Below are 20,075 nucleotides of genomic sequence, written 5' to 3' on the forward strand. Positions count from 1 at the left end.
GGGGTGGTTGCAATTGGATCGCAGAGATGCCGGGGCCCAAAACCGCTACCCCCACCCCGCCTGCTTCGCTTCACTCAGCGGGCGACCCTCTCCACAAGGGGGAGGGTAAGGACTGGTACCCCTCCGGCCTCGAGCACATCTGGCTGCCCTATGCACAGATGAAGACGGCGCCATTGCCGCTGCCGGTGGTGCGCACCGAAGGCACGCGCATCTATCTCGCCGACGGCCGTGAACTGATCGACGGCATCGCGTCGTGGTGGACGGCGTGCCATGGCTACAATCATCCCCACATCCGGCAGGCTGTTCAGAAGCAACTTGAGGTGATGCCGCATGTGATGTTCGGCGGGCTCGTGCATGAGCAGGCGCTGACGCTGGCAAGTCGTCTCGCGGCGATGCTGCCCGGCGATCTCGATCGCGTTTTCTTCACCGATTCCGGATCGGTCGCGGTGGAAGTCGCGATGAAGATGGCGATCCAGTACTGGCTCAATGCCGGGCAGGGCAAGCGCGAAACCTTCGTCTATTTCCGCGGCGGCTATCACGGCGACACGCTGGCGACAATGGCGATTTCGGATGAAACCGGAATGCATCAGGCTTTTGCTGGTTTGCTGCATCGTCATCTCGTTGCGGATCTGCCGGAGGACGAAGAGAGCGAAGCCGCGCTTGTGACGCTACTGGAGCGTCACGCCGACACGATAGCGGGCATCATTGTCGAACCTCTGATCCAGGGCGCGGGCGGCATGCGTTTCCATGATCCGTCCGTGCTTACGCGGCTGCGCCGCTTGGCCGATCACTTCGATCTCCTTCTGATCTTCGATGAGATCTTCACCGGCTTTGCTCGTACCGGAACGATGTTCGCCTGCGAAAGCGCGGACGTGGTGCCGGACATTATCACGCTGTCGAAAGCGCTCACCGGCGGCACCTTGCCGCTCGCGGCGACAGTGGCGCGTAAGAAGGTGTTCAATGCCTTCTGGTCGGATGATCCGATGCACGCCTTGATGCATGGCCCGACCTATATGGCCAATGCGCTCGGCTGCGCCGCCGCCAATGCCTCGCTGGACTTGTTCGAGGATGGCGGACGGTTGAAGCAGGTCGCTTGTATCGAATCGTCACTCAAACAGGGGCTGGCAACCTGCCGCGACCTGCCAGGCGTGGTCGATGTGCGTGTGCGTGGCGCCGTCGGCGTCGTCGAGCTGGAGCACATCGAAGACTTGAATGGTTTGCGAAGTGCTTTTGTCGAGAAGGGGACATTTATCCGGCCGGTCGGCTCGGTGATCTATCTCGCGCCGGCTCTGACGATCGGCCAGGACGACATTGTCAGGTTAACGCAGGCTATCGCAGATGTTCTGCGCGAGCGGCGCTAGAGCAACCCGGCACTCTTCGCGATCTGTTCGAAGGCCGGATGATCCGCGCCAACCTCAAGCCGTGGCAGCGCAATCACCTCGATGGCCGGCAGGAATCGCGAAATCGTGGCGACAGTTTCGTAAAGCGGCACATGACTGCCGGCCGTTTCAGAAACGACGATCGTTGTGAGGTCGCAATCCTCGCCATCCAAGGCACCGGCCGCCGTCAGTGTATGACTGATGCTGCCGAGATAACTGCCGACGACCATAATCGTCGGCATGCCAAGCTCGGCAATCCAGTCGAGCACCGTATGCGATTGATCGAGTGGCACCATCACGCCGCCAACGCCTTCGATCAGCAGCGCGCCTTCGGTTTCCTCGATCGTCGTTTCGCAGAAGGATAGCAATTGTTCGAAGTCGATCTCCTTGGCTTCGTGCCGTGCCGCCATGTCCGGCGACAGTGGCGCCGAGAAGCGCCATGGCGAGATGTCTTCGATTTCTTCGTCGGTCAGTGGCAGGCCGAGTGCGCGTAGCAGCACGCCGCTGTCGCTATCACCGGCATGGGCCGGATCGAAGCCGCTGACAATCGGCTTCAATGCGTCGACATCTTTCTTTCGGTTGCGCAGGCAGCGGATCAGACCTGAAGTGACGAATGTCTTGCCGATATCGGTGCCTGTGGCGGTAACGAAGATCGCGGTCATGCATGGCCACCGATGCGAGTGCGGACGATATCGGCAAGCCGGGCGATATCCTCGTCCGGCTGTGCTGCATTGAACGTAATACGCAGCCGTGCAGTTCCATCCGGAACGGTTGGCGGGCGAATGGCGACGACCAGAAAGCCCTCGTCTTCCAGCATCTGAGCCGCTTTCAGCGCCGCATCCGCAGCACCGACTTTGACGGGTACGATGGGGCTTTCGGCAAAAGGTAAATTGGCGGAGCGTGTGAAGTCACGTGCTTTCCGCAAGGGAAGAGCAGCATAGTCTGGATCGGCCTCGATAATATCGAGTGCAGCGATCGCTGCTGCAATGACTGCAGGCGGAAGGCCGGTCGAATAGATCAGCGTGCGCGCGCGGTTATGCATCAGGTCGATCACATCGCGCGAGCCGCAGAGATAACCGCCATAGCTCCCGATCGCTTTCGACAAGGTGCCCATCTGCAGGGGAATAATCGCCGGAGGTGAACTGACGAAGGCCGAGCCGCGGCCTTGCCCGACGACGCCGATGCCGTGAGCGTCGTCGCTCATCAGCCATGCATCGTATTGTTCTGCGAGCTGTGACAATTGCAGCAATGGCGCGAGATCGCCGTCCATCGAGAATACGCCTTCGGTCACAATCAAGGCGTGCCGGTGGGTTCCCCGTTCGCTGTCCAGCAGCGATTGCGCGTGCGCAACATCATTGTGCCGGAAGACGTGAACGTCCGCGCCGCTGAGCCGTGCGCCGGCAGTCATCGAGGCATGCGCCAGTTCATCGAGGAGGAGGAGATCGCCGCGTCCGGCAAGCGCCGGGATGATGCCGGTATTGGCGAGATAGCCGGAGCCGAAGACGCAGGCGGCTTCCGCACCCTTGAGATGCGCCAGCCGCTGTTCGAGCTGGGTATAAAGCGGATGACTGCCGGTCACGAGCCGCGATGCGCCGGCCCCCGCTCCGTACTTTTCCGCTGCGTTCGCAGCGGCCTGTTTCACCGCAGGATGCTGGCTGAGATTGAGGTAATCGTTGCTGCAAAAGGACAGCAGCGTACGGCCGTTGCGGACGACGTGGACGCCGTCGCCCGGTCCTGTTTCCACGATGGACCGGCGCAGGTTCTGTCCGGCGCGCTCGGTCAGCTTCTCGCGCGCGAATTGGTCAAGGGAAAGCATAGCGGACGGACCATGACGGCAGCGCCGGTTGGACGCAACCGCAAAGTCCGAGGTTGGGCTTTCGTCCAGGTTGGCGGGAACCCGCACAGTCAAGATTGCTCAGGAGAAGGAGCGCCATACTGAAGAACTTGCACTTTCTCCAGGGTCACAAGTCCGCTCGCCATCATGCCATTGAGAGTTTGCAGGAAGCCGTCGATTTTCTCTTGGGTATCGACGATCTCGATCACAAGAGGCAGATCCTGGGACAAGCGCAGAATTTTTGTCGTGTGCAGATGGCTGGAATGACCGTATCCCATAGGCCCGCGCAACACGGTGGCGCCGGCCAGTTGCAGCTCCCGCGCTTTCAACACGATCGCTTCATAGAGCGGCTTTTGCTCAAACTTGTCGTCTTCGCCGATGAAAATCCGAAGCAGAACAGCGTCGCGTGGAATCTGCATGGGCTGTACCTATTTCATCGTGTTGATCGCAAGGGCGAGGATATGTCCCAGCCATACCGCGATCAAACACAGGACAACGGAGAAGATGATATTGGCGCCGGCATGGGCCCATTCTCCATCATTCATGAGGTTCAGCGTTTGAATGCTGAACGACGAGAATGTCGTGAAGCCTCCGCAAAACCCGGCCATGATGCCGAGCCGCGCCGTGGAGCCAATGAAGACCCGTCCGTCGGGGGCGGTGAGGGTGGCGACAAATCCGATAATGAATGAACCGACGACGTTGACGATCAGTGTGCCCCAAGGAAATGTCTCGCCGATCAATCGTGCGGCGATGCCTGAGCACCAGTAGCGTGCGACACCTCCGATTGCGCTACCGACTGCGATCCAAAGATAAGTGGCCATTCTGTTATCTGATCCTCCCGGCCGCCACAGTCTCCGTCATATCCGCCCCTCGATGTTCCGGGTCAATCGTGGCCAGCCACGAAAAAACCCGCCTTGCGGCGGGTCACATCACAGACTCCTACCGCGCCGACAACGCGATAGGAGTCATCAGCCTCTGCGGCAGTTTCGGGGGACTCCATCCCCATCATCGATGGAAGGATAGTCAGTCATTTCGACCCGTCAATAGCGGGCGCCGCACCATAGAAGCGCGGCGATTGGAGCCAAAGGCTGCGGCTATATTCGATTGGGAAGCAAGCGCAGCCTCTTTTTTGGGCGCATTTTTCCGAATTGTATGCAGCGGACGGCGCTTGTCGCAAGAACGTCGTGTTCCTAGCCAGCAATCAGCGCTCGCTCTTATAAGCTTGCCAATTCAACATGTTAGCGCAGAGCTTCGTGCGCAGCTCCCTGACTTGAAATGGGGCCGGGTGTCAGCCGCAAGTCTATGGCCTCGAATTTGCGTAGCTCTCCGTACTGGGATCGGAGGATGCTGTGCACGTCAGGATCGAGGCCGAGCCGTATCCGCTTGAGATCGACATCGCCCGATCGGCGCTTGTCATCATCGACATGCAGCGCGACTTTCTCGAGCCGGGCGGCTTCGGTGCCCTGCTCGGCAACGATGTGTCGCTCCTGGCTGCCGCAATCGAGCCTATCAGGACCGTGCTGCAGGCCGCGCGTCAGCACGGCATGCTGGTCATCCACACGCGCGAAGGTCACCGGCCCGATCTGTCCGACGCCCCGCCGCTGAAAGTCGAACGTGGCGATCCGGCAACCCGCATCGGCGCTGTCGGGCCGATGGGCCGCATCCTGGTCAGAGGTGAGCCCGGCCACGACATCATTCCGCAGCTCTACCCTGTCGCCGGCGAGCCTGTGATCGACAAGCCTGGCAAGGGTGCATTCTACCAAACCGATCTCGAATTGATGCTGCGCAACCGCGGCATCGACACGCTGTTTGTCTGCGGCGTTACCACCGAAGTCTGCGTCAACACCACGATCCGCGAAGCTAATGATCGTGGCTTCCGCTGTATCGCGCTTTCGGATGGCTGCGCCTCCTATTTCCCGGAATTCCACGCCGCCGGCCTCGCCATGATCAAGGCGCAGGGCGGCATCTTTGGCTGGGTCTCAGATTCGAAAAAGGCCGTCGCGGCGATTTCCGCCGAGACGCGCGTTCCGAAAATGCCGTTCGGCATCATCGAAGGGGGAGTGCGATGAGCGATTTTGCAAAAGCCCGTCCTGCCTTGTGGACGCCGGGCGACTGGAACGCATTTTTCGGCTTCGGTACCAACATCCTCGTCAACATGCTGGTGCTGACCGGTTTGCTGCGCTTCGTGCTGAAAATGCCGGACTCGATTGTGTTCGGCCGCATCCTTCCGGCGCTCGGTCTGATGATGTTTCTGTCCACGATGTATTATGCGTGGCTTGCGTACAGGCTCGCCGTGAAAACCGGCCGCTCAGACATCTGCGCGCTGCCCTCGGGCGTCAGCGTGCCGCACATGTTCGTCGTCACATTCGTGATTATGCTGCCGATCACGCTGAAGACCAACGATCCGATCAAGGGCTGGGAAGCAGGCCTCGTCTGGGTTTTCTTCCAGAGCTTCATCCTGATGATTGGCGGCTTCATCGCGCCTTACATTCGCAGGATCACCCCGCGCGCCGCCTTGCTCGGCACGCTGGCCGGCGTCTCCATCACATTCATTTCGATGCGGCCAGCACTGGAAATGTTCATGACGCCGCAGATCGGATTGGTCTGCTTTGCGATCATTCTGGTGAGCTGGTTCGGCGGCGTCAAATATCCGAAAGGAATTCCGGCCGGACTGATCGCGATTGCCGCAGGCATGCTGATCGCATGGGGCTCGAATATTTTTGGTCTCAATATCGGCGGCATGAGTTTTCAGAAGGTCACGGCGGCCTTCTCGCATTTTGGTTTCTCGGTTCCGCTTCCCGCCTTTGGACACGTCTTCTCCGGCTTTGAATTTCTCGGCATCATCCTTGTGACCGCCATTCCCTTCGGCATCTACGATCTCGTCGAGGCGATGGACAATGTCGAGAGCGCAGAAGCGGCGGGCGATCATTATCCGACCACGCGCGTGCTGACCGCCGATGGTGTCGTCAGCCTGATCGGTTGCCTGATGGGTAACCCGTTTATCAATGCGGTCTATATCGGTCATCCCGGCTGGAAGGCGATGGGCGGCCGGATCGGCTATTCGGCGGCGACCGGACTGATGGTCATTGTCCTGGCCTGGTTCGGCATCATTTCGTTGATGCTCGCCGTGATTCCGGTGGTCGCGATCTCGCCGATCCTGCTCTACATCGGCATGCTGATCGGGGCGCAGGCCTTCCAGACATCGCCGTCGCAGCATGCGCCGGCCATCGCGCTGGCGCTGACGCCGCATCTCGCGGCATGGGCCAAGACGCTCATGGACGGCGCCTTAGGCGCTGCCGGGACCACAGCGGCCGCCGTCGGACTGGACAAAATGGCGATGCAGGGCGTGCTTTATCACGGTCTGGAAGTGATGGGCGGCGGCGCCATCCTGAGCGGTCTCGTCCTGGGTGCAATCGGGGTGTTCATCGTCGACCGCGAATTTGCCAAAGCCGCGGCTTTTGCGTTGGCAGGGGCCGTTCTGACGTTCTTCGGCTTCATGCACGGAGAGGCGGTTGGTATCGGAGGGGGCTTCGGGGTCACGCCTTCGGTGGCATTCGGCTATGCGGTGGTGGCAGCCTTCCTCTACGTTTTGAGCTGGCAGGGCATGGCAGCCCCCGAGACGGGGCCCGAGCCGAAGCCGGCCGGGGTCCCTGCCGAATAGAATTGATCGGACGCCGGGCTGTTCTGACGCCTTGTGGCTTGAACCGTTTCGTCTTCGCAGGCATGTGTCCTTGGCCATGTCCGATTCCGATATCTCCTCACTCCTGACCCGCGCCCCGGTTATCCCGGTCCTGACCATCGAGAGCGCCGATATGGCGGTGCCGCTCGCTCGCGCGCTCTGTGACGGCGGCCTGAACGTCATCGAGGTGACGCTGCGGACCAAATCGGCACTTGCGGCGATCGCCGACATCGCCGCCGAAGTACCTGAATGTATCGTTGGGGCGGGCACGGTGTTGCGGCATGTGGACGCCGCTTTTGCTATCGATTCCGGTGCAAAATTCCTGGTCAGTCCTGGAACGGATGCCGTTTTGGCCGAGACCTTCACGGAGATCGAGATCCCCGTCATCCCAGGTTGCGCGACCGTCAGCGAGGCCATGGTGCTGGCGGATCTTGGCTTCACATTCCTGAAGTTTTTCCCGGCTGAAGCGTCTGGCGGCACCGCCTGGCTGAAGTCGGTAGCTGCGCCGATGCCGCATCTGCACTTCTGTCCGACCGGCGGCATCGATATGCGCAATGCGCGTGATTATCTTGCGCTGCCGAATGTCGCTGCCGTCGGCGGTTCGTGGGTGACCCCGCAGGATGTCGTTGCCAAGGGCGATTTTGGCAAAATCACTGCGCTTGCACGTGAGGCATCGGGTCTGCGCGGCTGATGGGGTCTCAAACGTCGCAGCCTCTGCGCCGCAAACGCCGCGCCATCGATTGGCCGACCGCGATCCTCATCGTCATTGTCGGGAGTGCTGCGTCTTACGTGTATTGGCGCGACGGGCCGGCGAAATTCCTCGATGTCGTCTGGAATGACACCGACCTTTTCATCTCCATGTTGCCGAAAGTATTGGCCGGCTGCCTGACCGCGGCGTTTCTTGCGATCCTCTTGCCGCGAGAAACCATAAACCGTTGGGTTGGGGCGGATTCCGGGTTCAAGGGCATTCTGGTCTCGACCTTCGCCGGCGTCATTTTGCCGGGGGGACCTTTCACGATTTTTCCGATCGCCGCCGCTTTCGTCGGTATGGGAGCCGATATTGCTGCGGCCGTGACGTTGATCACAAGCTGGACGCTGATCGGCCTGAACCGCGTTGTGACCTGGGAGATGCCGTTTCTCGGCTTCGACTTCGTCGCTTGGCGTTGGGTTGTGGCTCTACCATTGCCGATCCTTGCTGGGCTCTTCGTGCGTGCGATTGAAAAGCGTCTCAAGACCAAGGCATCCGCGTCGTGATTGATGTCATCGTCACCATCGCCTTGTGGTTGATTGTCGTTGCACTCGGATTTCTTGTGGTGCGCCGGAGCAAGCCGCTGTTCCGCGAGAGCGGCAAAAGCGGCGTCTCTGAGTTCCTGCATCTCTTGCCGCGCATCGCCATCGGTGTTCTGGGATCGGGATTCATTGCCGCGGCGCTGCCTCCGGATTTTGTCGGGCAATGGCTTGGCTCTTCATCCGGTATCATTGGGATTGTTCTTGCGATTGTTGCCGGTGCCGCGACTCCGGGCGGGCCTGTAGTGGGGTTTGCGATCAGCGCGGCGGCGTTGAAGGGCGGTGCCGGCGCGCCTCAAGTGATTGCCTACTCGACCGCTTGGGCGCTGTATGCGTTTCCGCGGCTGCTCTCTTACGAATTGCCGATCATGCCGGCGCGCGTCGTATGGCTGCGGGTGCTGGCGAGTCTGCCTCTGCCGTTTATCGCGGCCGCCGCGGCGATGCTGCTCAGCAAACCCTAGAGCATGATGCCGAAAAGTGCGAAGCGGTTTTCGGACGACATCATGCTCTAACGTCTTAGAATCGATCACGTTTATGATTTTGGATCGATTCGATCCAAAATCATCGTGATCTAATGCACCGCATGCGCAGTCCGCGGCATGATTGCGCCGCGATGCTGAATCTTCTCTGATGCAAGACGATGGCCGGCGAGCACGGCCTCGGCGGGATTTTCGTCAGCCAGACGGGCGGCCATATAGCCGGCATTGAAGCTGTCGCCTGCCGCCGTGGTATCGACCGGCACGACGACATCGGGAACGGGGATGAATTCCCGATGGCCCCCCGCGGCGACCAGCGCGCTGTTTGGACCATTCTTGATTGCGATCTCGCCGATGCCGAAGGCTTGCAGTCGCTCGATCGTGGCTTCCGGCGACTGATCGCCCCATAGCAATGCCTCGTCGTCATAGGTTGGCAATGCGATATCGACCCTCTTGAGGGCTTCCGTAAAGACCCGCCGCGTCCGCTGTATATCGCCCTTCCACCCGCGCGGCCGGTAATTGCCGTCAAACACCACCTTCGCACCCGCCTGCCGTGCCATTTCCAGAACCGCGAGAAAACGGCCAAGGCCGGTATTGGAATAAAGCGAGAGCGTGATGCCGGAAAAATAGACGATGCGCGCGGCAATGATGCTCTCGGCGATGCTGGCCCATTGCGGTAATTCGAACAGTTCACGGGCCGGTGCGCTGTCGCGCCAATACTGAAAACTGCGCTCGCCCTTGCTGTCGGTTTCGATGAGGTAGAGTCCGGGGACCCGCCCTGGTACCCGTACGATATGCTCGGTTGCGATGCCCTCTGCGGACGCAAGGGCCACGATGCGGTCCGAATAGGAGTCATCGCCAAGTGCTGTGGCATAGGCAACCGGCAGCCCGTGCCGGGCAAGATAAATCGCGGTATTGAACGTGTCCCCGCCGCAGGCTTGGCTGAAGCGGCCATCGGAGCCGCGGGCCATTTCGATCATGACTTCGCCAACGGAAATGATGCGGGTGCGCTGTTCGGTCATGAATCCAGGCCGGTTAGGGTGGGTTAGGGCGGACGGGCCACAAGCCGACACATGACTCCGTCCAGCACGATTTGGCAACGAAACCCCGCTGAAATGATGGAGGACTGCCAAATCTCCATGTGGGTCTCGGTTCCACTGCGAAGTGCCCCTTGGCAGGCAGAAATGTTATACTATAACAACCTTGGTCGGCCGATGCAGCCGGAAAGCCGTAGTCCGAGATCATGACGGAACAGCACCACCACCATCACCCCCATGGCCAGGCACACCCGCCCGCGGCGGTGGCGCCATCGATCCTGCGGCTTTCGGTGCTTGAACGGCTCGCCTTCGCCACCGTGCTGATCGCGCTGATCTGGGCTGCCGTTTATTGGGCAATGCACTGATGACCGCGCAATTGCAGCTTCGGGATCTGACGCTGGGATACGACCGTCATCCGGCCGTCCATCATCTCAGCGGTTCTGTTACATCAGGTACGCTGCTTGCGGTGGTCGGGCCGAACGGTGCCGGCAAGTCCACTTTGTTCAAAGGCATCGTTGGCGCCCTCAAGCCACTGTCCGGGCAAATTGACCTCAATGGTCTGTCGCCCCGCGATATCGCCTATTTGCCGCAGGCAGCCGAAATCGACCGGACCTTTCCCATCAATGTCTACGATCTGGTTGCCATGGGGCTGTGGCGGCGGACCGGATTATTCGGCAGCATCGGCAAGGCCGACCATGCGAAGATCGAGCAGGCCATGGCTGCCGTCGGGCTTACGGGTTTCGAGAGCCGGGCGATCGGCACACTGTCGGGCGGACAGATGCAGCGCATGCTGTTCGCGCGCCTGCTGTTGCAGGATGCGCGGCTGGTGGTGCTCGATGAGCCGTTCAATGCGATCGATGCAAAGACATCCGCCGATCTGATCGAACTGGTTCAGCATTGGCACAAGGAAGGCCGCACCATTCTCGCCGCCCTGCACGATATCGACCTCGTGCGCACCAATTTTCCCGAAACGCTGTTGCTTGCACGCGAGAAAGTGGCCTGGGGCGAGACTGGGGCGGTTCTGACCGCGGACAATATGCTGAAGGCGCGGCGCATGTGCGAGGCGTTCGACGAACAGGCGCCGGCATGCGCGGCTTAGTCTCAGTTTACTGCGAGCAAGCCGCCCCACGCTCCGCTCATTCCCGCGAAAGCGGGAATCCAGGATTCTTTACGCTGGGTCCCCGCCTTCGCGGGGACGAGCGGGATTAAATCCATGTCGCAACTCTACGATCTCTTCATCGCCCCTTTCACCGAATTCGAGTTCATGCGCCGCGCGCTGGTCGGTGTGTTCGCGCTTGCGCTCGGCGCAGGGCCGATCGGTGTTTTCCTGATGTTGCGGCGGATGTCGCTTGTGGGTGACGCCATGGCGCATGCGGTGCTTCCGGGGGCGGCCATCGGCTTTCTGATTTCCGGGCTGAGCCTGTTCGCGATGACGGCCGGCGGGTTGATCGCCGGTTTCGTCGTTGCGCTGCTCGCCGGCCTTGTCTCGCGCGCGACCGAGTTGAAGGAAGACGCATCGCTCGCGGTCTTCTTCCTGATCTCGCTTGCTGTCGGTGTCACCATCATTTCGGTCCGCGGCACCAATATCGATCTCCTGCACTTTCTGTTCGGCAGCGTGCTGGCGCTTGACGATCAGACACTGATCCTCATCGCCGTGAACGCGACGGTAACGTTGATCGGTCTTGCTTTCATCTACCGGCCGCTGGTGCTGGAATGCGTCGATCCGCTCTATCTGCGCTCGGTCAGCACTGCCGGCGGTCCCGCGCACCTGATCTTTTTGGCGCTGCTGGTGATCAATCTCGTATCCGGCTTCCACGCACTCGGCACATTGCTGGCCGTCGGCATCATGATGGTGCCGGCAGCGATCGGCCGCTTCTGGGCGCGCGACATCACCACGATGATCGTGGTCGCTGTCATTGCCGGCACGATTTCGGGTTATGCCGGGCTGCTGCTGTCGTTCCACACATCGGCGCCCGCGGGGCCCGCGGTCATTCTCGTCGCCGGTGTGCTTTATGCAATATCGCTGCTGTTCGGCAGCGTTGGTGGCCTTGTTCGTCAGCTTTTTCCCGGTCGTCATCTCGAAGCGTGATCGCAAAGGAAGCCATGATGTTCACCAGACGATCCATCATTATCGCAGCGCTGCTGTTTGCGCCGATGTCACCCGCCGTTGCCCAGGACAAGCTGCCGGTTGTTGCGAGCTTCTCGATCCTCGGCGATATCGTCACGAATGTCGGCGGCGATCGCGTCGCGGTGAAAAGCCTCGTCGGGCCGAATGGCGATGCGCATGTCTATTCGCCGTCGCCGGCCGACGCCAAGACGCTGGCCGATGCGAAAGTCATCTTCACCAATGGGCTGGGGTTCGAAGGCTGGATCGGCCGGCTGATCAAATCGTCGAATACCAAGGCGCCCAATGTCGTCGTCAGCAAGGGTGTGAAGTCCCGCAAGATTGCCGGCTCGCATGGTCACGATCATGGCCACGGCGACGGCGATCCCCATGCCTGGCAATCTGTGCCGAATGTGAAAATCTACGTCGCCAATGTCCGCAATGGGCTGATCGCCGCCGATCCCGCCGGCAAGGCGACGTATGAAGCCAATGCGGCCGCCTATCTTGAAAAACTCGATGCGCTCGACCGTGAGGTGAAGGACGCCATCGCAAAAATCCCGCCCGAGCGGAGAAAAATCATCACCACCCATGCCGCCTTCGGCTATTTCGAGGGCGCATACGGCATGGACTTCATCGCACCGCAGGGCGTCTCCACGGATTCGGAGGCATCCGCACGGGACGTCGCCCGCATCATCCAGCAGATCAAAAAGCAGAAAATTCCGGCGGTTTTCCTGGAAAACATCAGCGACCCGCGGCTGCTGAAGCGGATCGCCGACGAAACCAGGGTGAAACTGGGGGGGACCCTGTATTCGGATGCCCTGACGGACGAAAAAGGCGATGCCCCCACTTACATCGACCTCATCCGGCACAATATAAGGACGCTCAGCGCGGCGCTTCAGTCCTAGCCGCCGCGCTCCGCCCCGTCCGGGCGGCCCGTAAATTCGGCTGGAGCCTTCATGTCCGACAAGACCCCCGTCACGGTGCTGACCGGCTATCTCGGCGCCGGCAAGACCACCTTGCTCAATCGCATTCTCTCCGAGCAGCACGGCAAGAAATACGCCGTGATCGTCAATGAATTCGGCGAGATCGGCATCGATAACGACCTCATCGTCAATGCCGACGAGGAAGTCTTCGAGATGAATAACGGCTGCGTCTGCTGCACCGTGCGTGGCGATCTGATCCGGATCATCGAAGGCCTGATGCGGCGCAAGGGCAAGTTCGATGCGATCATTGTCGAGACGACAGGGCTCGCCGATCCGGCGCCGGTGGCGCAGACCTTTTTCGTCGATGAGGAGGTCGGCAAGAAGACGCGGCTCGACGCGGTGGTGACGGTGGCCGACGCCAAGTGGCTGAAGGATCGCTTGAAAGACGCGCCGGAGGTCAAGAACCAGATCGCCTTCGCCGATGTGATCCTTGTCAACAAGGCCGACCTCGTCAGCGAGGCCGATCTTGAGGATGTGGAAGCGCGTATCCGCGGCATCAATCCTTATGCGAAGCTGCATCGTACGACGCGCTCGGAAATCGCGCTCGATCAGGTGCTGGACCGCAAGGCGTTCGATCTCGATCGCATTCTCGATATCGAGCCGGAATTTCTGCATGGCGACGGTCATGCGCATGACCACGACCATCACCACGACCATCATCACGATCATGGTCACGAGCACCATCATCACGACCATCACCATCACGGCGTGAAGCATTATCACGACGAGGACATGCAATCCCTGTCGCTGAAGACAGAAAAGCCGCTCGATCCCGACAAGTTCTTTCCGTGGATTCAGAAGCTCGTCGCGGAAGATGGTCCGGCGATCCTGCGGTCCAAGGGCATTCTCTCGTTCAAGGACGATCCGGACCGTTTCGTGTTCCAGGGCGTGCACATGATCCTCGACGGCGACCATCAGCGTCCGTGGAAGGATGACGAGAAGCGCGAAAGCCGGCTTGTCTTCATCGGCCGGCATCTGCCGGAAGAGAAGATCCGCAGCGGCTTCGAAACCTGCATCGCCTGAGTTGTTACGTGAGCGATCATTCGCAATCGGTTTCGATCACCGAAAGGGTGAGCACCGTCGCCACTGGCGCGCCGGTCATCGCCATTCATTTTCTGAAAGACAAGGTCGCCTTCGTTCTCGCCGAAGAGGCGGTGTTGCTGCTGGCGCCGGATCAGGAGGTCCCGCAGCGCATCGCTCTTCATGATGGCGGCATTCTCGCGTCCGCCGGGGATGGCACGCGGATCGTCACTGGCGGCGATGACGGCAAGGTGGTCGAGATCGACGCTTCCGGCGCGACCCGCACCGTGTTCACCGATCCCAAGGGTAAATGGATCGACCAGATTGCGCTCGGTGCCGATGGCGCCGTGGCATGGTCGGCCGGCAAGGTGGCGCAGGTCGCAACCCGCAAGGGTGAGGTGAAATCGGTCGAGTTGCCATCAAGCGTCGGCGGTCTTGCATTCCTGCCGAAGGGCTTCCGGCTTGCAATCGCACATTACAACGGCGCTTCGCTCTGGTTTCCGAATGCGCAGGCCAAGCCCGAATTCCTGGAGTGGAAGGGCTCGCATCTTGGCATCACCGTCAGCCCCGATGGCCGCTTCATCGTCACTACCATGCAGGAGCCGATGCTGCATGGCTGGCGTCTCGCCGACAGCAAGCACATGCGCATGTCCGGCTATGCGACGCGCGTGCGCTCGATGCAATGGACGGCAGGCGGCGAATATCTCGCGACCGGTGGTTCGGACCAGCTCATCCTCTGGCCGTTTTCCGGCAAGGATGGCCCTATGGGGAAGCAGCCGAAGCTGCTGGCGCCGCACGGCAAGAAACTTGTCGTCGTTGCCTGCCATCCGACGCAGCCGGTGGTCGCGGCCGGCTACGAGGATGGCATGGTGCTTTTGGTGCGGATCGAGGACGGCGCCGAGGTGCTGGTGCATTCGGCCGAGCTCAATACGCCGGTTACCGCTCTCGGCTGGAGCGGCGATGGCAATCAGCTTGCCTTTGCGTGTGAGGATCGCGTCGCGGGCGTGGTCGATCTGGCCTGACGCTATGCATTTGTCCGGCGTTTCTGCATTCGCATAGGGCGCCTGGCTGGCAGCATGTTGCGAAGCAGCCCAAAGAGCCAGGCTACTCCGGCATCGGTCAAGGAAGCTTTCGAGGCTACGGCGCGCAAAGGGTCGCTGCGCAGCGGCATCGGGGCTTCCGTGCATGTCAATCCAAATTGTTTTGCATGGATCTCCGCGAGACGTCTCGGCATAGCGGCGATGAAGTCCGTCTCTGCGAGGATGGCGAGGGCCAACATGAAATTCGGGACCGTCAATACCACGCGGCGCGCGGCACCACGTTGCACGAGCAGGTCGTCGACGAAGCCGCGACTGTCGCCCGTAAGCGAAACCAGCAGGTGCTGCATTTCGCAGAATTTCTCCAAGCTTGGGGATTTCGCATAAGGGTGGCCTGTCCGCGAGACGACGATAAAATTCTCCTCGTACAAGCTTTGCCCAACGAAGCGCGCGGGAATGTCTTTCACGGGCGCGATTGCGATATCGATGGTCCGTGCGTCCAGTTCGGCAAGGGCCGGCGACCAGGCATCTTCACTTGTCCGGCTTCCGTGTGGCGGAAGCAGCTGCCGCATCCTGACATCGACATGGGGCGCGGCAAAGCGCAGCGCCTTTAGCAGCGGCGGCAGCACCACCGCCATCACGGCGTCAGGAGCGCCAATCGTGAAGGTGCGGCGCGATATGGCAGGATCGAAGGGCTCTGCAGTCGAAACAACCTGGCTCACTCTTGCAAGGATGTCGGCAATGGGCGCCGCTAGTTGTGTCGCGCGCTCCGTGGGTACGACGCCTTTGGGCGTCCGCAGGAACAGCGGGTCGTTTAAAAGCAGCCGCAACCGCCCGAGCCCGTGACTGACAGCGGACGCTGTGAGGTTCAATTTCTGCGCCGCTCGACCGACATGACCCTCGTTCATGACCGCCTGAAAGAGGACCAACAGGTTGAGGTCAGTTCGGGAAAGATTAGTTTCATTCAGCATATCGCTGAAATCATATCATTTGATTCATCAAAGGCCAATTGCAATCTCCAGCCCCGGAAGCGGACGCAAAAGCGCGGTCCGCATGAACTGTCCTGGAGATGATGATGTTTCGGCTTTTTAATACCGGTTTTCGCCCGGAAGGGCTTGTGCCGGTGACGCGAGAAGCACTTGTGGAACTGGGCTTTCACCACGCGAGTGAGGCGAACGCGCCATCGGAGGCAATGCCGCCTATCTCGCATGGCGAAGCCTCCGCTGTCATCGAATTCTGGCGTAATGCGGGGCAAGGCGAATGGTTTGCGCAGAGACCGGAATTCGATCGCCAGTTCCGCGATTGTTTCCTGTCACTGCATGAAAAGGCGGTGCGTGCGAACTGGCGCAAGGCAAGCACACCGGAGGGATCGCTGGCGTTGCTGTTGCTGCTGGACCAGTTTCCGCGCAATGCCTTCCGTGGCACGCCGCGCATGTATGCGACGGATACGACGGCGCGGGACGTCGCGAAAGCCGCTCTCGCCGCGCAGCACGACCATGCCGTTGATGAGGAATTGCGGCCATTCTTCTATCTGCCGTTTGCCCATTCGGAAGATCTGGCCGATCAGGATCGCTCGGTCGCTTTGTGTGGGACGCTGAAAGAGCCGGCCCCGTCGCATGCCCGGCGACACCGCGACATCATCCGGCGCTTTGGCCGTTTTCCGCATCGCAATTCCATTCTCGGGCGCGGGATGACTCCGGCGGAGCAGCAATTTCTGGATGAAGGTGGGTATGCAGGCTGACGGATGGCCCGTTACAGCGGCATGATTGGCCGCTGCAGCTTAGCTCTCCCCGCAAGCGGGGAGGGCTAAAAATCTAGCGCACCAGCACGTTCTTGAACTGCCAGGGATCGCGCTTAGAAAGTGCGAACGGCAGACTAGACCAACACCGTTCCGCCATCGACAACGGTCACCTGGCCGGTGCTGAAATTCTCGCGCATCAGGTAGAGATAGGCTTCCGCGATATCTTCCACCTCGCCGACGCGTCCGACCAGCAGCCGTGCACTGGCATCCCGATACATCGCCTCGCGATCATGTTCGCTCATCGCGCCCCAAAGTGGCGAGCGGACCACGCCAGGTGAAACGGCATTGACGCGGACCGGTGCGAGTTCGATCGCAAGCGCGCGTGTCAGACCTTCCATCGCCGAGCAGATACTGGCCGCGACCGTCCAGCCCTTGCGGGGACGCGCGCCGGCGACACCGGTTGTCAGCACGATGGAGCCGCCCGCGCGGATATACGGAGCGCCGTATTTCACCGCGGTGTAAGCGCCCCAATAACGGATATTCCAGAACTGCCGCGCCCAATCGATTGAGAGCTTGCCGATCTCCGCAAGCTCCAGATTCTCGCCGGCGGTGTAGACGAGATGATCGAATTCGCCGGCGCCTTCGAAGAATCGGGCGATGCTGTCCTCACGCGACAGATCGAGCACATGGCCTGCAGCTTTTCCGGGCAATGCGGCCAGCGCTTCATCCACTGCCTTCTGCCGACTGGATGCCACCACAATATTTGCGCCTTCGCTGGCAGCTGCTTGAGCGGTCGCCAGTCCGATACCGGATGTGCCGCCGAGTATGATGATTGTCTTGCCATTGAGTTTCATGGCTGAAATTCCTGTGCTGGGTGTTGAGCGATCAGCCAGGAAATGACACTGGACAAAGAATGATTCCAACGCATTATTATCCTTATGATGATGACTATCAGTCATGCATAGGGAATGGCCAATGGGCTTCGACGGCAGAGTGGTTAGTGGCATCGGTGTCGTCGCGGCGGTCATTGATGCGGGCAATTTCGTCGGAGCGGGGCGCGCGCTCGGTCTGACACAGTCTGGCGTCAGCCGTGCCGTCGCGCGATTCGAACAGCGTGTCGGCGTGCGCCTGTTCGAGCGCAATGCGCGCGCAGTGATGCTTACCGACGAGGGACGGCGATTCTACGAAAAGATCGCACCACTCCTCTCCGATCTCGACGAGGCAGTAACGGATATCGGCCGTGCATCCGCTGCCGTGCGTGGCGTGCTGCGCGCCAGCGTCCACCCGGTCGCTATGCACTACATGCTGGGAGCACGATTGACGGAGTTTCTGGCCGCTCATCCTGAGCTGTCGCTCGATCTCTCCGTCCGCGATGATTCCGGCGCGTTGGCTGCGGAAGGATATGATGTTGCCGTACGGTTCGGTGAACCGGTGCTGTCAGGGCAGATCGTGCGGCGTCTGCTGGAATCGCGCGTCGTCACCTGCGCATCGCCCGGCTATCTGGCGCAGCACGGCAAGCCGCGCCGGCCGCAGGATCTTGCGCAGCACGAATGCATCCAGTTTCCGGATCCTGTGACCAGGCGGCCATTTGCTTGGGAGTTTCAGCGCAAGGGCAAGACCGTGAAAGTCCGGACCACGGGGCGGCTCACCGTCAATGACGGCGCGACCATGCTGATGGCCTGCGAACAGGGACACGGGATTGCGCAGAGCCTGGAATTTGCGGCAACAGGATTGAAGGATGGCCGCCTGATCGATCTGTTTCCGGACTGGAACGAGGAGCGCTTTCCGCTCTACGTCCATTTCCCGTCGCGGCGGCAGCAGGCGGCCAAGGTGCGTGCCTTCGTTGATTTCGTGGCGGCGGTGGCGAAGATCTACGACCAGCCAAGATAGCGTTGCACCTACAAAAATGGCCGGGAATGCCCCGGCCACTTGTCGTTTGTCGTTACCGCACCAGCACGTTCTTGAACTGCCAGGGATCGCGCTTGTCGATGTCTTCCGGGAACAGGCCGGGCCGGCCGGCCAGCGGCGTCCAGTCGGTATAGGTGCCGATCACCGGTCCGAGATACGGCATCTGCACCTCGAGGCAGCGGCGGAAATCCATCTCGTCGGCTTCGACGATGCCTTCGTTCGGATTTTCCAGTGCCCACACCATCCCGGCAAGGACAGCGGACGTCACCTGCAGGCCGGTCGCGTTCTGATAGGGCGCCAGTTCGCGCGTCTCGTCGATCGAAAGCTGCGAGCCGTACCAGTACGCATTCTTTTTGTGGCCGTAGAGCAGCACGCCGAGCTCGTCGATGCCATCGACGATCTCGTTCTCGTCGAGAATGTGGATCGTCTCCTGCTTCTTGCCGGCATTGCCGAACATTTCGTGCAGCGACAGCACCGCGTCGTTGCACGGGTGATAGGCATAGTGGCAGGTCGGCCGGTACGTCACCTTGCGGCCGTCGCGCAGGGTGAAATAGTCGGCGATCGAGATCGACTCGTTATGGGTGACAAGGAAGCCGTACTGGCTCTGTGCCGTCGGCGTCCATGAGCGCACGCGCGTGTCGGCGCCGGGCTGCAAGAGATAGATCGCCGCCTGGCAGCCGGTTTTGTGTTTCTTGCCGTTCTTGGGCATCCACTTCTCGTGCGTGCCCCAGCCGAGCTCGGCCGGCTGCAGGCCCTCCGATACGAAGCCCTCGACGGACCACGTGTTCATGAAGGTGCCTCTCGGCTTCGGATATTTAGCCCGCTGGGTATCGCGCTCGGCGATATGGATGCCCTTCACGCCAAGCTTCTTGGCGAGCTTGCCCCAGTCCTCGCGTGTCTTCGGCTCCTTGAACTTCACGCCGAGATCGCCGGCGATGTTCAACAGCGCCTGCTTGACGAACCATGACACCATGCCGGGATTGGCGCCGCAGCACGACACGGCCGTGGGTGTGCCGGCCGGACGCTTGCGTTTGGCGGCGAGCGTCGTTTCGCGCAGCGCGTAATTCGAGCGCGCCTCCGGTCCCTTCTTGGCGTCGAAATAGAAGCCTGCCCACGGCTCGTTGACCGTGTCGATGTAGAGCGCGCCGACCTCGCGGCACAGCTCCATGATGTCGACCGAGGAGGTATCGACTGACAGGTTGACGCAGAAGCCCTGCCCGCCGCCGTCGGTGAGAAGCGGCTTGAGCAAGTGCTTGTAATTGTCCTTGGTCACCGAGTCGTGGATGAAGCGGATGCCGCGATCGTCCAGGATCTTGCGGTCCTTGTCTTCCGGATCGATGACGACGAAGCGCGCCTTGTCATAGCTGAAGTGGCGCTCGATCAGCGGCAACGTACCCTTGCCGATCGACCCGAAGCCGATCATCACAATGGGGCCGTCGATCTTCCCGTGCACGGGCCAGTCGGTCATCGCTTCCTACTCCAGTCTTGTTCGGTGTCGTCAAAGGGCGGGATGGTCAAAAGGAAGAGGGCGGGTATCGCGGCCTCTGCGATACCCGCCCAGGCTTGATCGCGCAAATTCCTAACGTCGTG

At 60.8% G+C, this 20,075-nt stretch carries 22 protein-coding genes and 1 riboswitch; of the genes, 14 read left to right on the plus strand and 8 right to left on the minus strand.

Annotated elements, in window-relative coordinates:
- Positions 1–26: 26 nt before the first annotated feature.
- Positions 27–1,361, plus strand: a complete 1,335-nt coding sequence (locus CAK95_RS12825) for an adenosylmethionine--8-amino-7-oxononanoate transaminase (RefSeq protein WP_086088269.1) — start codon at positions 27–29, stop codon at positions 1,359–1,361.
- Here the strand turns inward: CAK95_RS12825 and bioD are convergent.
- The 4 genes from bioD to crcB all read right to left on the minus strand — a co-directional run bounded on the left by bioD (position 1,358) and on the right by crcB (position 4,034).
- The gene (gene bioD / locus CAK95_RS12830; protein WP_086088270.1) at positions 1,358–2,041 is read right to left on the minus strand and encodes a dethiobiotin synthase; all 684 of its coding nucleotides are present in this window, start codon (positions 2,039–2,041) and stop codon (positions 1,358–1,360) included. The two genes, CAK95_RS12825 and bioD, sit on opposite strands and share 4 nt — an antisense overlap.
- Positions 2,038–3,195 carry an 8-amino-7-oxononanoate synthase gene (gene bioF / locus CAK95_RS12835; RefSeq protein ID WP_086091383.1) on the minus strand — a complete coding sequence of 386 codons (1,158 nt, stop codon included), beginning with the start codon at positions 3,193–3,195 and terminating at the stop codon, positions 2,038–2,040. Before bioF ends, bioD begins: the two co-directional genes overlap by 4 nt.
- Before the next feature lie 89 nt (positions 3,196–3,284).
- Entirely contained in the window at positions 3,285–3,632 is a 348-nt protein-coding gene (locus CAK95_RS12840) for a DUF190 domain-containing protein (RefSeq protein ID WP_086088271.1), read from the minus strand.
- Positions 3,633–3,641: 9 nt separating this feature from the next.
- Complete coding sequence (gene crcB / locus CAK95_RS12845; protein ID WP_086088272.1) at positions 3,642–4,034, minus strand: fluoride efflux transporter CrcB; 393 nt, start codon at positions 4,032–4,034, stop codon at positions 3,642–3,644.
- A 131-nt stretch (positions 4,035–4,165) separates the two neighbouring features.
- Positions 4,166–4,226: riboswitch (Fluoride riboswitch) on the minus strand.
- A 336-nt stretch (positions 4,227–4,562) separates the two neighbouring features.
- Here crcB and CAK95_RS12850 point away from each other — a divergent pair.
- The 5 genes from CAK95_RS12850 (at position 4,563) to CAK95_RS12870 (ending at position 8,640) form a co-directional block, all read left to right on the plus strand.
- Positions 4,563–5,282 carry a cysteine hydrolase family protein gene (locus CAK95_RS12850; protein WP_086088273.1) on the plus strand — a complete coding sequence of 240 codons (720 nt, stop codon included), beginning with the start codon at positions 4,563–4,565 and terminating at the stop codon, positions 5,280–5,282.
- Positions 5,279–6,874: a regulator gene (locus tag CAK95_RS12855; protein ID WP_183044257.1), complete on the plus strand. Its 1,596-nt coding sequence runs from the start codon at positions 5,279–5,281 to the stop codon at positions 6,872–6,874. Before CAK95_RS12850 ends, CAK95_RS12855 begins: the two co-directional genes overlap by 4 nt.
- 76 nt (positions 6,875–6,950) lie before the next feature.
- Positions 6,951–7,583, plus strand: a complete 633-nt coding sequence (gene eda / locus CAK95_RS12860) for a bifunctional 4-hydroxy-2-oxoglutarate aldolase/2-dehydro-3-deoxy-phosphogluconate aldolase (RefSeq protein ID WP_086088274.1) — start codon at positions 6,951–6,953, stop codon at positions 7,581–7,583.
- Positions 7,583–8,146 carry a permease gene (locus CAK95_RS12865; protein ID WP_086088275.1) on the plus strand — a complete coding sequence of 188 codons (564 nt, stop codon included), beginning with the start codon at positions 7,583–7,585 and terminating at the stop codon, positions 8,144–8,146. Before eda ends, CAK95_RS12865 begins: the two co-directional genes overlap by 1 nt.
- Entirely contained in the window at positions 8,143–8,640 is a 498-nt protein-coding gene (locus CAK95_RS12870; protein WP_147413654.1) for a hypothetical protein, read from the plus strand. Before CAK95_RS12865 ends, CAK95_RS12870 begins: the two co-directional genes overlap by 4 nt.
- A gap of 110 nt (positions 8,641–8,750) precedes the next feature.
- Here CAK95_RS12870 and CAK95_RS12875 read toward each other — a convergent pair whose 3' ends face one another.
- Entirely contained in the window at positions 8,751–9,677 is a 927-nt protein-coding gene (locus CAK95_RS12875; protein ID WP_086088276.1) for a sugar kinase, read from the minus strand.
- Positions 9,678–9,898: 221 nt separating this feature from the next.
- Between CAK95_RS12875 and CAK95_RS29190 the strand changes: the two genes are divergently transcribed.
- The 6 genes from CAK95_RS29190 to CAK95_RS12900 all read left to right on the plus strand — a co-directional run bounded on the left by CAK95_RS29190 (position 9,899) and on the right by CAK95_RS12900 (position 14,821).
- Entirely contained in the window at positions 9,899–10,057 is a 159-nt protein-coding gene (locus CAK95_RS29190; protein ID WP_157699612.1) for a hypothetical protein, read from the plus strand.
- The gene (gene aztA, locus CAK95_RS12880) at positions 10,057–10,791 is read left to right on the plus strand and encodes a zinc ABC transporter ATP-binding protein AztA (protein ID WP_086088277.1); all 735 of its coding nucleotides are present in this window, start codon (positions 10,057–10,059) and stop codon (positions 10,789–10,791) included. The genes CAK95_RS29190 and aztA overlap by 1 nt, the downstream gene beginning before the upstream one ends.
- Before the next feature lie 114 nt (positions 10,792–10,905).
- Entirely contained in the window at positions 10,906–11,781 is an 876-nt protein-coding gene (locus tag CAK95_RS12885) for a metal ABC transporter permease (protein ID WP_086088278.1), read from the plus strand.
- A gap of 17 nt (positions 11,782–11,798) precedes the next feature.
- Positions 11,799–12,701, plus strand: a complete 903-nt coding sequence (locus tag CAK95_RS12890; RefSeq protein ID WP_086091385.1) for a metal ABC transporter substrate-binding protein — start codon at positions 11,799–11,801, stop codon at positions 12,699–12,701.
- A gap of 51 nt (positions 12,702–12,752) precedes the next feature.
- Positions 12,753–13,802, plus strand: coding sequence for a CobW family GTP-binding protein (locus tag CAK95_RS12895; RefSeq protein WP_086088279.1), 1,050 nt, complete (start codon positions 12,753–12,755; stop codon positions 13,800–13,802).
- Positions 13,803–13,810: 8 nt separating this feature from the next.
- Positions 13,811–14,821 carry a WD40 repeat domain-containing protein gene (locus CAK95_RS12900; RefSeq protein WP_245303743.1) on the plus strand — a complete coding sequence of 337 codons (1,011 nt, stop codon included), beginning with the start codon at positions 13,811–13,813 and terminating at the stop codon, positions 14,819–14,821.
- A 2-nt stretch (positions 14,822–14,823) separates the two neighbouring features.
- On the opposite strand, the gene CAK95_RS12905 is transcribed toward CAK95_RS12900, so the two are convergent.
- Positions 14,824–15,807 carry a LysR family transcriptional regulator gene (locus CAK95_RS12905; protein ID WP_086088281.1) on the minus strand — a complete coding sequence of 328 codons (984 nt, stop codon included), beginning with the start codon at positions 15,805–15,807 and terminating at the stop codon, positions 14,824–14,826.
- A gap of 221 nt (positions 15,808–16,028) precedes the next feature.
- Here CAK95_RS12905 and CAK95_RS12910 point away from each other — a divergent pair, with 221 nt between their 5' ends.
- Positions 16,029–16,577 (plus strand): DUF924 family protein, encoded by a 549-nt coding sequence (locus CAK95_RS12910; protein WP_086091386.1) that lies wholly within the window; start codon positions 16,029–16,031, stop codon positions 16,575–16,577.
- A 134-nt stretch (positions 16,578–16,711) separates the two neighbouring features.
- Here CAK95_RS12910 and CAK95_RS12915 read toward each other — a convergent pair whose 3' ends face one another.
- Positions 16,712–17,431, minus strand: coding sequence for an SDR family oxidoreductase (locus CAK95_RS12915; protein WP_086088282.1), 720 nt, complete (start codon positions 17,429–17,431; stop codon positions 16,712–16,714).
- 121 nt (positions 17,432–17,552) lie between these two features.
- Between CAK95_RS12915 and CAK95_RS12920 the strand changes: the two genes are divergently transcribed.
- Complete coding sequence (locus CAK95_RS12920) at positions 17,553–18,467, plus strand: LysR family transcriptional regulator (RefSeq protein WP_086088283.1); 915 nt, start codon at positions 17,553–17,555, stop codon at positions 18,465–18,467.
- A gap of 52 nt (positions 18,468–18,519) precedes the next feature.
- On the opposite strand, the gene CAK95_RS12925 is transcribed toward CAK95_RS12920, so the two are convergent.
- Positions 18,520–19,953 (minus strand): homospermidine synthase, encoded by a 1,434-nt coding sequence (locus CAK95_RS12925; protein WP_086088284.1) that lies wholly within the window; start codon positions 19,951–19,953, stop codon positions 18,520–18,522.
- Between the last annotated feature and the right edge of the window lie 122 nt (positions 19,954–20,075).

It is taken from the genome of Pseudorhodoplanes sinuspersici (assembly GCF_002119765.1).
Taxonomy (GTDB): Bacteria; Pseudomonadota; Alphaproteobacteria; order Rhizobiales; family Xanthobacteraceae; genus Pseudorhodoplanes; species Pseudorhodoplanes sinuspersici.